14 protein-coding genes and 1 pseudogene are annotated in these 14,352 nt (G+C 71.7%); 9 read left to right on the top strand and 6 right to left on the bottom strand.

All coding sequences use genetic code 11. The annotated features are described in order from the left end of the window. Together I5I_RS04150 and I5I_RS04145 are read right to left on the bottom strand one after the other, a co-directional pair. Positions 1 to 321: SDR family NAD(P)-dependent oxidoreductase (locus tag I5I_RS04150; RefSeq protein WP_036316740.1), on the bottom strand; the 321-nt coding region annotated here is incomplete at its 3' end. Next, on the bottom strand, positions 314 to 1,768 hold the full coding sequence (locus I5I_RS04145; RefSeq protein WP_036316738.1) for a DUF6421 family protein: 1,455 nt from the start codon (positions 1,766 to 1,768) through the stop codon (positions 314 to 316). The genes I5I_RS04145 and I5I_RS04150, both read right to left, overlap by 8 nt. 71 nt (positions 1,769 to 1,839) lie before the next feature. Here I5I_RS04145 and I5I_RS04140 point away from each other — a divergent pair, with 71 nt between their 5' ends. The 5 genes from I5I_RS04140 (at position 1,840) to I5I_RS04120 (ending at position 6,624) form a co-directional block, all read left to right on the top strand. Next, positions 1,840 to 2,295 carry an Lrp/AsnC family transcriptional regulator gene (locus tag I5I_RS04140; protein ID WP_081767941.1) on the top strand — a complete coding sequence of 152 codons (456 nt, stop codon included), beginning with the start codon at positions 1,840 to 1,842 and terminating at the stop codon, positions 2,293 to 2,295. 75 nt (positions 2,296 to 2,370) lie between these two features. Then, positions 2,371 to 3,654: a sensor histidine kinase gene (locus I5I_RS04135; protein WP_036316735.1), complete on the top strand. Its 1,284-nt coding sequence runs from the start codon at positions 2,371 to 2,373 to the stop codon at positions 3,652 to 3,654. Then, positions 3,651 to 4,307, top strand: coding sequence for a response regulator (locus I5I_RS04130; protein WP_036316733.1), 657 nt, complete (start codon positions 3,651 to 3,653; stop codon positions 4,305 to 4,307). Before I5I_RS04135 ends, I5I_RS04130 begins: the two co-directional genes overlap by 4 nt. 92 nt (positions 4,308 to 4,399) lie before the next feature. After that, entirely contained in the window at positions 4,400 to 5,161 is a 762-nt protein-coding gene (locus I5I_RS04125; protein WP_036316731.1) for an ABC transporter ATP-binding protein, read from the top strand. Further along, on the top strand, positions 5,158 to 6,624 hold the full coding sequence (locus tag I5I_RS04120) for an ABC transporter permease (RefSeq protein ID WP_036316729.1): 1,467 nt from the start codon (positions 5,158 to 5,160) through the stop codon (positions 6,622 to 6,624). The genes I5I_RS04125 and I5I_RS04120 overlap by 4 nt, the downstream gene beginning before the upstream one ends. A gap of 46 nt (positions 6,625 to 6,670) precedes the next feature. Here I5I_RS04120 and I5I_RS04115 read toward each other — a convergent pair whose 3' ends face one another. Further along, positions 6,671 to 7,201: a hypothetical protein gene (locus I5I_RS04115; RefSeq protein WP_036316727.1), complete on the bottom strand. Its 531-nt coding sequence runs from the start codon at positions 7,199 to 7,201 to the stop codon at positions 6,671 to 6,673. Between the two features lie 39 nt (positions 7,202 to 7,240). Between I5I_RS04115 and I5I_RS04110 the strand changes: the two genes are divergently transcribed. Beyond that, on the top strand, positions 7,241 to 7,882 hold the full coding sequence (locus I5I_RS04110; RefSeq protein WP_036316725.1) for a 2-phosphosulfolactate phosphatase: 642 nt from the start codon (positions 7,241 to 7,243) through the stop codon (positions 7,880 to 7,882). A 28-nt stretch (positions 7,883 to 7,910) separates the two neighbouring features. Here I5I_RS04110 and I5I_RS04105 read toward each other — a convergent pair whose 3' ends face one another. The 3 genes from I5I_RS04105 to I5I_RS04095 form a co-directional block, all read right to left on the bottom strand. Next, a complete protein-coding gene (locus I5I_RS04105) occupies positions 7,911 to 8,420 on the bottom strand; it encodes a SprT-like domain-containing protein (RefSeq protein ID WP_036316724.1) in 510 nt (169 codons plus the stop codon). 29 nt (positions 8,421 to 8,449) lie between these two features. Beyond that, positions 8,450 to 8,974 (bottom strand): hypothetical protein, encoded by a 525-nt coding sequence (locus tag I5I_RS04100; protein ID WP_036316723.1) that lies wholly within the window; start codon positions 8,972 to 8,974, stop codon positions 8,450 to 8,452. A gap of 106 nt (positions 8,975 to 9,080) precedes the next feature. Beyond that, the gene (locus tag I5I_RS04095; protein WP_036316720.1) at positions 9,081 to 9,944 is read right to left on the bottom strand and encodes a spermidine synthase; all 864 of its coding nucleotides are present in this window, start codon (positions 9,942 to 9,944) and stop codon (positions 9,081 to 9,083) included. Positions 9,945 to 10,132: 188 nt separating this feature from the next. Here I5I_RS04095 and I5I_RS04090 point away from each other — a divergent pair, with 188 nt between their 5' ends. The 3 genes and pseudogenes from I5I_RS04090 to I5I_RS04080 form a co-directional block, all read left to right on the top strand. Beyond that, positions 10,133 to 10,888 (top strand): 5-oxoprolinase subunit PxpA, encoded by a 756-nt coding sequence (locus I5I_RS04090; protein WP_036316718.1) that lies wholly within the window; start codon positions 10,133 to 10,135, stop codon positions 10,886 to 10,888. Then, the gene (locus I5I_RS04085; RefSeq protein ID WP_036316716.1) at positions 10,882 to 12,504 is read left to right on the top strand and encodes a 5-oxoprolinase/urea amidolyase family protein; all 1,623 of its coding nucleotides are present in this window, start codon (positions 10,882 to 10,884) and stop codon (positions 12,502 to 12,504) included. Before I5I_RS04090 ends, I5I_RS04085 begins: the two co-directional genes overlap by 7 nt. 245 nt (positions 12,505 to 12,749) lie before the next feature. After that, positions 12,750 to 14,352, top strand: a pseudogene (locus I5I_RS04080) (DNA-directed RNA polymerase subunit beta); the annotation flags it as partial.

The following is a 14,352-nucleotide window of genomic DNA, read 5'->3' as shown; positions in this document are numbered from 1 at the left end:
CTCGAGATCTCGGTAATCGGCCTCGGTCTGACCGCGCAGCCCTCCACCGCCGCGCCAGCCGCCGACGAGGTGCAGCAGCCCATCGAGGCGGACGCCGTCCGCCGCGAGCGTCGCCGCGAAGCGCGCGACCTCCGCTTCGTCGGCGAGGTCGCACACGGCGGTGCGGGCGCCCAGTTCTCGGAGGGGGATCAGAGCGTCCGCCCGTCGCCCCACCGCGATGACGTTCGCCCCCGCCGCCACGAGCGCGCGTGCGGCGGCGTGCCCGCTCGCGCTCGTCGCACCGGCGATCATGACCGAGCGCCCGCGCACGCCGTCACCCATCGCGGCCCGTGATGCCCGTGGTCGAGGCGATGACGCTCTGCATCTTCTTGTCGAGCGCCTCGAAGAACATCGACAGAGGGAACTCGTCGTCCAGCACGGCGTCGGTGTAGCCCTTCGGGGCTCCGGCCAGCACGTCGTCGGGCAGACCGCGCGCCCAGAGCGACGCCGGGTGAGGGGTCACGACGCTGCTCACGAGCTCGTAGGCGGCGAGCCAGTGCGCGACCTTCGGTCGGTCGATCGACTCCCAGTACAGCCGGTCGATCGCATCGCTGAGGGCGATGACCGCCGCCGGCACCTCGTCCCAGTCGAGGGCGAGAGCGGTGTCGGTCCAGTGCAGCACGCCGCGCTGGTGCAGCCAGGCGAAGAGCAGCTGCCCGCCGAGACCGTCGTAGTTGCGCACCCGCGACCCGGTGATGGCGAATCGGAAGATCCGGTCGAAGAGCACCGCGTACGGGACGAGTCGCGCGTGATCGAGCATCTCCCGCTCGGCATCCGTCAGATCGTCGCCCTCATCGACGCGCGCGCTCAGCCGCGCGGCGATGCCGACGCACTCCCGGTACGCCGTCAGATCGCATCGCAGTTCCTCCAGCGTGTACAAGAAGTACGGCATGCGCTGCTTGATCATGAACGGGTCGAACGGCAGATCCCCGCGCATGTGGCTGCGGTCGTGGATCAGGTCCCACATCACGAAGGTCTGCTCGGTCACGCGCTGGTCGGCGAGCAGGCGCGTGACGCCCTCCGGCACATCGAGCTTCGTGATCTCGGATGCCGCGGCGACCACGCGTCGGAAACGCGCCGCTTCACGGTCCTGGAAGATCGCGCCCCAGGTGAACGCCGGGATCTCGCGCATGGCGACCGTCTCCGGGAACAGCACCGCCGAGTTCGTGTCGTAGCCGGACGTGAAGTCCAGCAGGCGGAGGGAGACGAACAGGCCGTTGGTGTAGGTCTGTTCGAGCTCGGCGATGAACCCCGGCCAGATCACCTCGCAGAGCACCGCCTCCAGGTGGCGGTCGCGGGAGCCGTTCTGCGTGTACATCGGAAAGACGACGAGATGGCGCAGGCCATCGACCCGATCGCGCTGCGGCTGGAAGGCGACCAAGGAGTCGAGGAAGTCGGGTGCGCCGAAACCGGAGTCCGCCCAGCGGTGCAGGTCGATCACGCACGCCGACAGATAATCGGCGTCGTGCGGGAACAGGGGCGCGAGAGTCTCGATCGCCTTCGCAACGACGGCGACCAGCGACGTCGCATGATCACGGTGAGCGGGGTCGGGCACCGCGCCGTCGGGTGCTTGCAGCGGCTGCAGTCGTGAGACGGCGTCCTTCAGGGCCAGCCAGGCCGGCTGCTGGGTGATCGGTCGGTCGTCTTCGACGAGCTGGGTGATCGGTCGGTCGTCTTCGACGACCTCGGGCTCTCCGATGACGGACTTCGCGGGAGTGAGAAGGGACATGGTGGGCACCTCCGATCGTTTGGCAGGAATATTTACGGCCTGAGTGGCTCGCATCGGATATTCTTCCATGTGTGGAAGATGATGTCGACCGTCGAATCGTTGCCGAGGTCTCCCGTGACGGGCGGATGACCCTGGCTGACCTGTCCGCCGCCGTCGGATTGTCGGTCTCGGCGGTGCAGGCGCGGCTCAAGCGCCTCGAGTCCCGCGAGGTCATCACCGGCTACCGCGCCCTCGTCGATGCCGATGCGGCCGGACGCCCCCTGGCCGCGTTCATCGAGATCACCCCGCTCGATCCCGCCCAGCCCGACAACGCGCCCGAGCTGCTCGAGCACCTCGACGCCATCGAGGCCTGCCACTCGATCGCCGGCGACGCCAGCTACATGCTCTTCGCCCGCGTCGCCTCGCCGCGCGCACTCGAAGAGCTCGTGCGCGACATCCGCCTCGCGGCCTCCGTCCGCACCCGCACCACCGTCGTCCTCCAGACGTTCTACGAGCACCGGCCGATCGTCCCGCTCGGCGCGTCCTAGCGCCGCCGGGCGCCGCCGACTGCAATACATCCCGCGATGGATGCCGCGACACGCGCCGTCGCGTAGCGTCGAAGCGTGTTCCGCACGCTCACCCGCACGCAGCTGACGGTCGACATCGTCGCCGCCGGCGTCTTCGCGATGTTCGCCGTGCTGGCCACCCTCGTCCCCTGGGACTCGGTGAGCTCGGGCGTGCTGCCGCCGCGCGTGGCGCTCGCCGTCGCGCTGGTTCTCACCGTGGTCTTCTCGGCCGCCGGCGCGATCCGCCGCCTCGCGCCGGAGCTGGCGCTCGCGGTCTGCTGGGTGGCCGCGATCATGCAGATGGCCAGCGGCCTGCCGCCCCTGCCGGCGAACGTCGTGATCTTCGGTGTGCTCTACACCACCGCCGCATACGGCGCCCGACGCACGTTCTGGTTCGGGCTCGCCTCATCCCTGGTCGGTGCGTTCGCGATCGCCGCCTACATCGTCGTGGTGCCGCTCCTGCTCGGAGCGGGCACGCCGAACGGCATCGGCACGTACGTGTTCGCCAGCGTCGCCACCTTCGCCTCCGCCGCGTTCGCTCTGCTGCTGTCGTGGACGACCGGCGCGCTGGTGCGCACCACGCTGCGTGCGCGCGAGAACCGCCGCGCGCAAGAACTCGCCGAGGCGACGGCGGTCGCCGAGGCCGAGCGCACCCGCATCGCCCGCGACATGCACGACGTCGTCGCCCACTCGCTCGCGGTCGTGATCGCTCAGGCCGACGGCGCGCGCTACGCGGCGGCATCCGACCCGGCCGTCGCCGCAGCGACGCTCGGCACCATCTCGGCCACGGCCCGCGCCGCACTGTCCGACGTCCGGATGCTGCTGACGCAGCTGCGGCACACGCAGGCCGAAGGACCACAGCCGACGCTCGCCGACCTGGAACAGCTCTACGCGCAGGTGCGCGCGGCGGGGGTCGCACTGCGCATCGATGTCGACCCGATGCCGGCCGCCGAGGTGCCCTCGGCCGTGCAGCTCGCCGTCTTCCGCATCCTGCAGGAGGCGCTCACCAATGCGCTGCGCCACGGCGCACGCTCCGAGGTGAGCGTGCGGCTGGCGTGGCACCCTGGACGAGTGGAGCTGACCGTGAGCAATCCCATCGATCCGCCGTCGCCGCTTGCCGGCGCGCACGGCGACCGCGCAGACGGCGAGGCGCGCGGGCACGGGCTCATCGGCATGCGTGAGCGTGCACAACTCGTCGGCGGGAACCTCGAGGCGGCTCCCCGCGGGCGGGACTTCGTGGTGAGTGCCTCGCTGCCGATCGCCGCCGAAGCGATGACGCCGGGATCCCGCGTGCCCGGGCCGACGCTGCCGGGGTCGCACGTCCCGGAGGCGGCGCGGTGAGCGCGCCGATCCGTGTCGTCCTCGTCGACGACCAGGCCCTCTTTCGCGCCGGCATCCGCATGGTCATCGATTCGCAGCCGGACCTGACCGTCGTCGGTGAAGCCGGAGACGGGGCGGAAGGCGTGCGGGTCGTCCGACAGACGCGCCCCGACGTCGTGCTCATGGACATCCGGATGCCGGTGATGGACGGCCTCGCTGCGACCGCGGAGCTGCTGTCCGATACGACGCTGGCGAGCGCACCCCCGCGGATCGTCATGCTCACGACCTTCGATCTCGACGAGGCGGCCGCGCGAGCCATTCGTCAGGGGGCGAGCGGCTTTCTCCTGAAGGACGCCGATCCGGAGTTCCTCCTCGCGGCCATCCGCACGGTGCAGTCGGGCTCGGCGGTCATCGCCGCCGCGGCCACGCGTGAGCTGTTCGCCCAGTTCTCGGCCCCTCTGCGTGCCGCACCGCCGGCGTTCGCCGAGCTCACCGACCGGGAGCGGGAGATCTTCGCCCTCGCCGCCCGCGGCCTCTCCAACGCCGAGATCGCCCAGCGCGAGTTCCTGTCCGAGGCCACGGTGAAGACACACATCAGCCGCGTGCTGGGAAAGCTCGGACTCCGTGACCGCGTGCAGCTGGTCGTCTTCGCGTTCGAGCACGGCTTGGCCTGAGAGCGCGTCGTCGCCGCATCATCCTTGCGATGTACGTCTCCGCGACGCGAGGCCGACGCGGGGCTGCAGACGCCTTCCGTAGCGTCGAGATCATGCAGATCACCACGACCGAACTCGGGCTCGCCGCTCGCGTGCAGAGCCTCACCAAGACCTACGGCGGCGGGGAGAGCGCGGTGCGCGCCCTCGACGGCGTCACCGTCGGCATCCGCCGCGGAGAGTTCACCGCCATCATGGGCCCCTCGGGCTCGGGCAAGTCGACGCTCATGCACATCATGGCCGGGCTGGACAGCGCCACCAGCGGTCGGGCGTGGATCGGCGACACCGAGATCACGGGTCTGTCCGACCTCGAGCTGACGATTCTTCGCCGGCGTCGGATCGGCTTCGTCTTCCAGGCGTTCAACCTCGTGCCGACCCTCGACGCGATCGGCAACATCATGCTGCCCTTCGACCTCGACGGACGGCGCCCGACGGCGCTGGAACGGGCTCGCATCGATGCCCTCATCGACACCCTGGGGCTGCGGGCACGCCTGCAGCACCGGCCGCACGAGCTGTCCGGCGGCCAACAGCAGCGCGTCGCCATCGCCCGCGCCCTCGCGACGGCGCCCGACCTCGTCTTCGCCGACGAGCCGACCGGCAACCTCGACTCGCGCTCGAGCCGCGAGGTGCTCTCCCTTCTCGCCGCCGCCAGCCGGGATCACGGACAGTCCATCGCGATGGTGACGCACGACCCCGTGGCCGCCGCGCATGCCGATCGCGTGCTGTTCCTCGGTGACGGCCGTGTCGTCGCCGACAAGCCCGCGCAGACCGCCGAGCAGGTCGCGGCGTTCATGCTGGCCGCGGAGGTGAGGGCGTGAGCGCCCTGGTCGCCGATCGCGCGGCGCCGCCGACGATGTCCTCCCGACGTGACGCGGCCAGAGGCGGGTGGCTGCGCGAGCGCGGCATGGGGGCGAGCATTCTCGTCGCCGCCATCTCCTCCGCGTTCGGCGTGCTGCTGCTGACCGCCACCGGCTACATCGCGACCTGGGCGCGCAGCGACCCGTACCTGGGCGACAGTGAGACGGTCGCGATCGTCCTCGGCATCCTGAGCGTCCTGCTGGTCGGCGTCGCCGTGTACGTCGCTGCGATCGTGACGGCCAACACCTTCGCGACCATCGTCGCCGGTCGCACCCGTCAGATCGCCCTGATGCGGCTGATCGGTGCGTCAGCGCGGGCGCAGCGCCGCGCCGTCGGCCGTCAGGGCTGGGGCGTCGGCGTCATCGGAGCCACCACGGGACTCGTCGTGGGAGCCGCCGTCGCTGCCGTGCTCGTCCGCGCCGCCGATGCCGTGCTGCACGTCACCGTCGGCTACGCCGTGCTGCAGCCGGTGCTGCTGGTCCCCGCCGCCGTCGTGGCGATCACCACCTGGGCCGGCGCCTGGAGCGGGTCGCGCCGCGTGCTGGCCGTGACGCCGCTGCAGGCGCTCGGGGGAGCCACACCGCGCACGCGCGACGAGACCCGTTCGCGCGGGCGTACGGCGGTCGCGGCCGCCCTCGGGGCCATCGGCGCAGCCCTGCTCGCCACCGGCGTGGTCGTCGGGACCGCATCGCCGCTGGGCGTCATCGTCGCCTTCTTCGGGGGCGTGCTGTCCTTCACCGCTCTCGCGCTGGGCGCCGTGCTCGTCATGCCGCCGCTGCTGCGTCTCAGCGGCCGTGCCTTCGGGCGGTCGGCGCCCGCGCGCTTGGCGGCCGAGAATGCGCTGCGCTACCCCGAGCGGGCCAGCCGGATGGCCATCGGCGTCGTGATGGGGGTGACGCTCGTCGTGATGTTCGCGGTCGCGAGCGCGTCGGTGAAGTCCCTGCTGACCGCGGCCGCCGACGGCATTCCGCCTGCTGAGCTGAGCCGCGTGCTCGACACCTTTGCGGCGATCATGATGGCTCTCGTGGCGGTATCCGCGGTGATCGCCGCCGTCGGGCTCGTCAATCTTCTGACGATCGGCGTCGTTCAGCGCCGACGCGAGCTCGGTCTGCTGCGTGCGCTGGGGTTGTCGTCGGCGCAGGTGCGCACCGTGGTGCTGGTGGAGGCCGTGCACGTGACGGTCACGGCACTCGCGTTCGGTCTGGTGCTCGGCGTCGCCTACGGCTGGGTGGCGGCGCAGTCGCTGCTCGGGTCGGTCGCGCTGCCACCGTCGTTCTCGTCGCCGACGATCGTGGCTCCCGCCGTGCCGTGGATGCCGGTGCTCATCGTCGTGGCGGCGACGGCACTGCTGACTGCCGTCGCGACGGTCGTACCGACGCGGCTGGCGACACGGGTGAGTGCCGTGGAGGCCCTCGCCGAATGAGTCTCCGGGCGCATCGGGAGCGGCCGGCTTTTCCGAAGGGTGGCGGTCAGCGCGTCGACGCGTCGACGGGGACGCTCTGCACGGTGTCGGGGTCGTACGCCCAGGTCGGCGCCAGCGCCTTCAGCCGCGCGCCGCGCCACTGCCACGTCGCCCACAGCACGGGCCAGAGCGCGGCCGCCGCCGCACCGCCGATGACGAGTCGGTCGCGCCAAAGGGTTCGCGACGGATCGCCCGGTGCGGGGGAGACGGCCATCTGGTGGTCCCAGACATCGAGGGCCGCGAGAGGGCCGGTGAGCGGGATGCCGCTGTCGCGGAAGATGCGGACGGGACCGTTCGCATCGTCCACGTGACGCTCACTCACGTGGATCAGCTGCTGTCCGAGCGTGATCCGCCCGGCGACGCTCATGCGAACGGGAACGTCGGCGCCCGTCTCCAACCGCGACGGCAGCCCCTCTGCCGCCATCGGCACCAGTTGCACGAAGGGGCCGTACAGATCGGCCACCGCCCGCGGCGAGTGCAGCGCTCGCCACGCGGCATCCGCATCGCAGTCGAGGACGAGCTTCAGCATGATCCGCATGTGCCCAGTCTCGCATCCGCCTGCCCGTAGCCTGGAGACATGTCCTCCCTGTTCGATCAGTCCCGCTATCAGGTGCGCATGGAATGGGGAGTGTCGGGGCTCGAGCGCGCTGCGGCATCCGACATCGTGGTCGTCGTCGACGTGCTCCGATTCTCGAGTACGGTCGCGCGGCGTATCGCGGCGGGCGACACCGTCGCCCTGGATGCCGACGCCCACGCCTTGTCGCTGAACGGCGCGGCCGTCGCAGCCCGTGCCGCCGACGGCGCAACGGTGGTGTTTCTGGGGGCGCTCGTCAGCGCACGTGCGGTGGCCGCCGCCGTCATGGCCGAGCAGCAGCGCCGCGCCGCGAGGACGAGCATCCTCGTCATCGCCGCCGGTGAGCTCTCATCCCGTGAGCCCGGCGCCGCTCTCCGCGTCGCGGTGGAAGACCTTCTCGGCGCCGGCGCGATCGTCGACGCCCTCGGAGCGCTCGGCATCGACCACACCTCTCCCGAAGCCGCGGCCGCCGGCGAAGCGTTCCGAGGCCTTCGTCCCGCGCTGCGGCACCTGCTCACCGCCAGCGGTTCGGGGCAGGAGCTCATCGACCGGGGCCTTCGCGACGACGTGCTCGCCGCCGCCCAGGTCGATACCGTGTCGTCGGCGCCGGTGCTGCGCGACGGCGTCTTCGTGCCGTACGCCTGAGGGTTCTCGCTGCACGCACGAGCCGGGCTCAGAGCGACGCGCCCACGCTCTCCCGCGGCGTCATCGCCGCCCGACGTGTGGCCGGCGAGATCTCGCGTCTCGTCCAGACGAAGAGGTAGCGGTCGTCGAAGGATGCCGAGCAGCGCGCGCACGAGGTCGGTCGGGTGGCGCGGCGATGGCGATAGGCGATGTGGCCGCGGGGGCAGATGCCGACCCAGGACGCCAGCTCGGTGGCCGTCTCGCCGTGGTGGGTCGTGCCGCCGGTGTAGCCCAGCAGGCGCGCCGTGCGCTTCCACGCGCTGCCGTGCCCGGCTCGCGGACCGGCGAGCGCGTGCGCGACCTCGTGCAACAGCGTCTGCCGGTTGGTCTCGTCGTCGTAGCGGGCGGCGAGATACCGCGAGACGGTGATGCGCTGGCGCGTGTAGTCGCAGGCCCCCGCGCGCCGCTTCGCGTTGTCGAACGCGAACGTCCACGACGCGTCGAGATGCGTGCGGATGAGAGCCTCGGCCTCGCGCCGGACGACGTCCAGATCGGTCATGCGCACACGCTAGAAGGGATGTCCGACACTCAGCTCGCGACGGCCGTGCTGCGACGACGGTCGGCGGCTTCGATCGCCAGCAGCGTCGATTCGAGCTGCTCCTCGGGGGCACCCGCCTGCTGGCGCAGGAACAGCGCGCGCTTGAAGTCGGCGCGGGCGTCGGCGAACTCCTCCGCGTCGTAGCTCACCTTGCCGCGATGCTGGAAAGCGAACGCCGCCAGGGCGGCCCAGCCCTGGCCTTCGGCCTCTTCGGCGCACGTGGTGAGCTCCTGATGCGCCGCGGCGTAGGCTCCCCGCACCTGCAGCACGCTCGCGTGCAGGATCCGTGCGCGCAGGAGATCCTTGCGGGTCCCGCCCATCCGCGCCACCCGCACCGATTGCTCCGACACGACGAGGGACTCGTCCCACCGGCCGAGCACCTTCAGCAGCCACACCCGCTCGAGCAGAGCCGGAAGGCTGCGCTGGTCGCCCAGCTCGTCGAGGCGCTCCTGGCACTCGCGCGGGTCCACGATCTCGCGCAGCGTCTGCGGGTCGTATCCCTTGATGTAGCTCACGGGCAGGCCCCCTTCGTCGTGCGAACGCGCCCGGGTGAGGCGCACCCCTCCAGTGTGACCCGCGGCCGTCGGAGGGGCGGCCTGTACACGCCGCCGGTGCCGATTCTCAGCGTTCGAACACGGATGCCGCGGGCTTCGGCGAGGCCGTCGCGTCGGCATCCGTCGCCACGCGGGCGCCGCGCACGAACTCGTCGAGCTCTGCGCCCTGTGCGACCTTCGCCGGGTGCGGGCCCGCGGCCATGAGTCGCGGCAGCCACGCGACCGGCAGGGGAGAGGGGGATGCCGCGATGACGAGGTTGCCGAAGCGGCGCCCCTTCAGGGTCTGCACCTCCGCGAGCACGATGACCTCGGGCAGCACCTCCCGGACCGTGGCCACCTCGCGGCGGGCGAAGGCGAGTCCCGCCCCGTCGGCGACGTTGACGAGGAGCACGCCGTCGGGAGCGAGGAGCCCGGCGAGGATGCGGAAGTACTCGACGGTGGTGAGGTGGGCGGGGGTCTGTGCCCCGGCGAACACGTCGGAGACCACGAGGTCGGCGGCGCCCTGCAGCCCCGCGGGAAGGCGACCGGCGACGTCGCGGGCGTCGCCGATGCGCACCCGCACCTGCGCGCCGCGCGGCAGCGGCAGGCGAGCGCGCACGAGATCGACGAGGGGCTGTTCGAGCTCGATCACCTGCTGTCGCGAGCCGGGGCGCGTGTGCTCGACGTAGCGGGGAAGCGTCAGCGCCCCTGCGCCGAGGTGGATCGCGGTGAGCGGCTGCCCCGGCATCCGGAGCTGGTCGATGACCGCGCCCATCCGCGCCACGTACTCGAAGTGCAGGTGCGCCGGGTCGTCGAGATCGACGTGCGACTGGGGCGTGCCGTCGACATCCAGTTCGAAGCCGCCCGCGTAGCGGCTCGGCACGACCCGTGCGATCGTGCCGTCCGACAGGCGCGCCTGCGGTTCGTCGTCCTCCACGTGCGCGCGAGCCATGCCTCCCACGGTACTCGCGCGCCCGCACCCGGCTCGTGGCGTGCGTAACTCCGCCTGAATCGGCGTTGCCGGGTGTGGGGGCCGCGGTCGGCGCGTGTGAGGCGGAGTTGTGCACGCCGCAGTCAGGTGACCGCAGGGTGACCGGCCGAGCCCCACCGACGGAGGCCGGCCGCCGGTACGCTCGGATCGTGGCGGTCATCGATCTCAACGCCGATCTCGGCGAGACGGTCGGCGGGCTGCCCACGGCGGACGACGACGCCATGTTCGCGCTGATCTCGAGCGCGTCGATCGCGTGCGGGGGCCACGCCGGCGACATGGCCTCGATGCACGCCGCGGTCGAGCGCGCCGCCCGCACCGGCGTCGCGATCGGAGCGCACCCTTCCTACCCCGATCGCGCCGGCTTCGGACGGACGCCCCTCGCGATGAGCGCAGCCGATCTCCGCCGGAGCCTGGACGACCAGCTCGGCACCCTCGCCGCCGTCGGCGCCGACATCCGCTACGTCAAGCCCCACGGGGCGCTCTATCACGCCGTCCGCGCCGACCCCGCGCACGCCCGCGCGGTGGTGGATGCCGTGGCGGCGCTGGCCGCGGCGCTCGGCCGTGCCGTTCCGATCCTGGGTCTGGACGGCGTCATCGCCGACGAGGCCTCGCGGGCCGGTGTCCCGTTCGTGCGCGAGGCGTTCCTCGATCGCGGCTACCTGCCCGACGGTGGGCTCGTGCCGCGGAGCGACCCCGGGGCGCTCCTGCACGACCCCGACGAGGTGGCTGCACGCGCGCTGCGACTGGCGCGCGACGGGGTCGTCGAAGCCGTCGACGGCAGCCTCGTCGCCACCGGTGCGGCATCACTCTGCGTCCACGGCGACTCACCGGGCGCCGTCGCCATGGCCCGTGCCGTGCGCGCGGCGCTGGATGCCGCGGGTGTCGACGTCGCCGCGCCATGGTGACGCACGGCGACGCGGTGATCGGCGGCGGCATCCGGGTGCGGCCCTTCGGCGAGCGCGCGCTGCTCGCGGAGGTGGACGACCTCGAGGCGGTTCTCGCGCTGCACGCCCGACTCGTGGCGACGCGGCGGCCCGGGATCGTCGATCTCGTGCCGGCGGCGCAGACGGTGCTCGTCGTCATCGACCCGACGGTGATGCCGCTCGCGTCGGCGCGGACGTGGGTACTCTCGGCCCGCACGGCCGTCGCGCAGGGCGCACTCCCGCCGGCTCGCACCGTCGAGGTCCCCGTCGTCTACGACGGCGAGGACCTCCATGCGCTCGCCGCCGAGCTCGGCATCGGCGTCGCGCAGCTGACCGCGCGCCACGCGGCGGCCGACTGGACGGTCGCCTTCACGGGGTTCGCGCCCGGTTTCGGCTACCTCGTGAGCGCCGAGTGGCCTTTCGACGTGCCGCGGAGGGCGCGTCCGCGGCCACGGGTGCCGGCCGGCGCCGTCGCGCTCGCGGGGCGTTTCTCGGGGGCGTATCCGCGCTCGACGCCCGGCGGTTGGCAGCTGATCGGCACGACACCCGCGGTGCTGGTCGACCCCGATGCCGCATCCCCCGCGCTCCTTCGGCCCGGCGACCATGTGCGCTTCGTTCCGACGGCGCCGTCGGCGGCGGGGCGCCCGGTCGCCGTCGACATCCCGGCCGGTGCCGCCCCTCACGCCGTGTCGCCGTCGTCGCGCGCCCGCGACGGCATCGTGGTGCGCGCGCCGGGGCCTGCGGCGACGGTACAGGACCAGGGCCGGCGCGGCGTGCTCGCCGACGGCGTCGCGCTGTCCGGGGCGGCCGACCGGGCGGCGCTGCGGGTCGCCAACCGGCTCGTCGGCACCGCGGCCACCGCGGCCGGCGTCGAGATCACGATGGGCGGGTTCCGTGCGGTGCGGGATGCCGCGGCATCCGCGGAGGAGCTCTGGTTCGCCCTCGCGGGTGCGTGGGGGACGATGCGTCTCGACGGCCGGCCGCTCGACCCCTACGTCGCCCACCCCTGGCCGGCGGGCGCGGAGCTGGAGATCGACACCTTCACGCACGGTGTGCGCGCCTACCTCGCGATCCGCGGCGGCGTGGCCGCGCGCTCACTTCTCGGCTCGAGGGCGACGGACACCCTCGCGGGGCTCGGCCCGGCGCCGTTGGCAGCCGGGGATGTGCTCGGTGTGGGGAGCGACGTCGTCGCACCCGTGCCCGCCGTCGATGTGCGCCCGTGGGGGCCACCCGCCTCGGAGCTCGAGATCGCGGTGGCGCCGGGCCCGCGCGCCGACCGGTTCGCCACGGTGGAGCCGTTGTTCGCGGAGGTCTGGACGGTGTCCACGCAGGCCGACCGGGTGGGCATCCGCCTGGAGGGCCCGGCGCTGGAGCGCGCCGATGTCTCGGAGCTGGCGAGCGAGGGCATGCTGCCCGGTGCGATCCAGGTGCCGCCGGACGGACATCCCGTCATCCTCGGCCCGGACGGCCCGGTCACCGGCGGCTACCCGGTCGTCGCCGTGGTCACGGATGCCGATCGCGATCTCCTCGGTCAGGCGCGGCCGGGCACGCGCCTGCGCTTCCGCCGCGTCGGCGCGGCGTCGTCCGGTCCTTCCTAAGAGCACGTCCGCGCGTTTATACCGCAGCCGGGGAAGCTCGTCAAGAATCGACTGGACATGGCGCGTCGTGCGGACTATAGTGGGTAGTTGCGCTCCCTTCCCCCATGCCCTCATATGGTGGTCGGCTTGTGCCTGCGTTGACAATGTGCCCCGGATCATGGGGGCGCTCGCGCAGGAGTGGAACGGAGCACTCCACCTGACGACAAGGAAACCAGCCCCTGCCCGGGCTCATGGAGGTAATCCCCTTGGCTGCTGCGCGCAACGCAACCAATTCCACCACCACCCCCAAGAACGGCCGCGGCGCTTCGCGCCTGTCGTTCGCCAAGATCTCCGACACGCTGACGGTCCCCGACCTTCTCGCGCTGCAGACGGAGTCCTTCGACTGGCTCGTCGGCAACGACGCCTGGAAGGCCCGTGTCGCAGAGGCGAAGGCCGCCGGTCGCACCGATGTGCCCGAGACCAGCGGCCTCGAGGAGATCTTCGAGGAGATCTCGCCCATCGAGGACCTCGGCGAGACGATGCAGCTGAGCTTCACGAACCCCTACCTCGAGCCGGAGAAGTACTCGATCGAGGAGTGCAAGGAGCGCGGCAAGACCTACGCCGCCCCGCTGTACGTCGAGGCCGAGTTCATGAACCACCTCACGGGTGAGATCAAGACGCAGACGGTCTTCATGGGCGACTTCCCCCTGCAGACCGGCAAGGGCACGTTCATCATCAACGGCACCGAGCGCGTCGTCGTCTCGCAGCTGGTGCGTAGCCCCGGTGTCTACTTCGACAAGACGCCCGACAAGACCAGCGACAAGGACATCGTCTCGGCCCGTGTCATCCCCAGCCGCGGCGCCTGGCTCGAGTTCGAGATCGACAAGCGCGACCAGGTCGGCGTGCGCATCGACCGCAAGCGCAAGCAGTCCGTCACCGTGTTCCTGAAGGCGCTCGGTCTGTCCAGCGAGGACATCCTCGCGGAGTTCGCCGGCTACGAGTCGATCGCCGACACGCTGAGCAAGGACACGATCCTCACCAAGGAGGACGCGCTCCGCGACATCTACCGCAAGCTCCGTCCGGGCGAGCAGGTCGCCGCCGAGGCCGCCCGCGCGCTGCTGGACAACTTCTACTTCAACCCGAAGCGCTACGACCTCGCGAAGGTCGGCCGGTACAAGATCAACCAGAAGCTCGGCCTCGACAAGCCGCTGAGCGACTCGGTGCTCACCGTCGACGACATCGTCGCCACGATCAAGTACCTGGTCGCCCTGCACAACGGCGACGCGACCATCCCGGGCGTGCGAGCAGGCCAGCCCGCGGAGATCCGCCTGGACGTCGACGACATCGACAACTTCGGCAACCGTCGCATCCGCGCCGTCGGCGAGCTCATCCAGAACCAGGTCCGCACCGGTCTGTCGCGCATGGAGCGCGTCGTCCGCGAGCGCATGACCACGCAGGACATCGAGGCGATCACGCCGCAGACCCTGATCAACGTCCGTCCCGTCGTGGCGGCGATCAAGGAGTTCTTCGGCACGTCGCAGCTGTCGCAGTTCATGGACCAGAACAACCCGCTCGCGGGTCTGACCCACAAGCGCCGCCTCTCGGCGCTGGGTCCCGGCGGTCTGTCGCGTGAGCGCGCCGGCGTCGAGGTCCGCGACGTCCACCCGTCGCACTACGGCCGCATGTGCCCGATCGAGACGCCGGAAGGCCCGAACATCGGTCTGATCGGCTCGCTCGCCTCCTTCGCCCGCATCAACGCGTTCGGCTTCATCGAGACGCCGTACCGCCGTGTGGTCGACGGCAAAGTCACCGACGAGATCGACTACCTCACGGCATCCGAGGAGAACGACTACATCGTCGCTCAGGCCG

Source organism: Microbacterium sp. B24 (assembly GCF_000333415.1).
Lineage (GTDB): Bacteria > Actinomycetota > Actinomycetes > Actinomycetales > Microbacteriaceae > Microbacterium.
The sequence above is the reverse complement of the archived record's forward strand: the minus strand, read 5'-3'. Positions and strand labels throughout refer to the sequence as shown.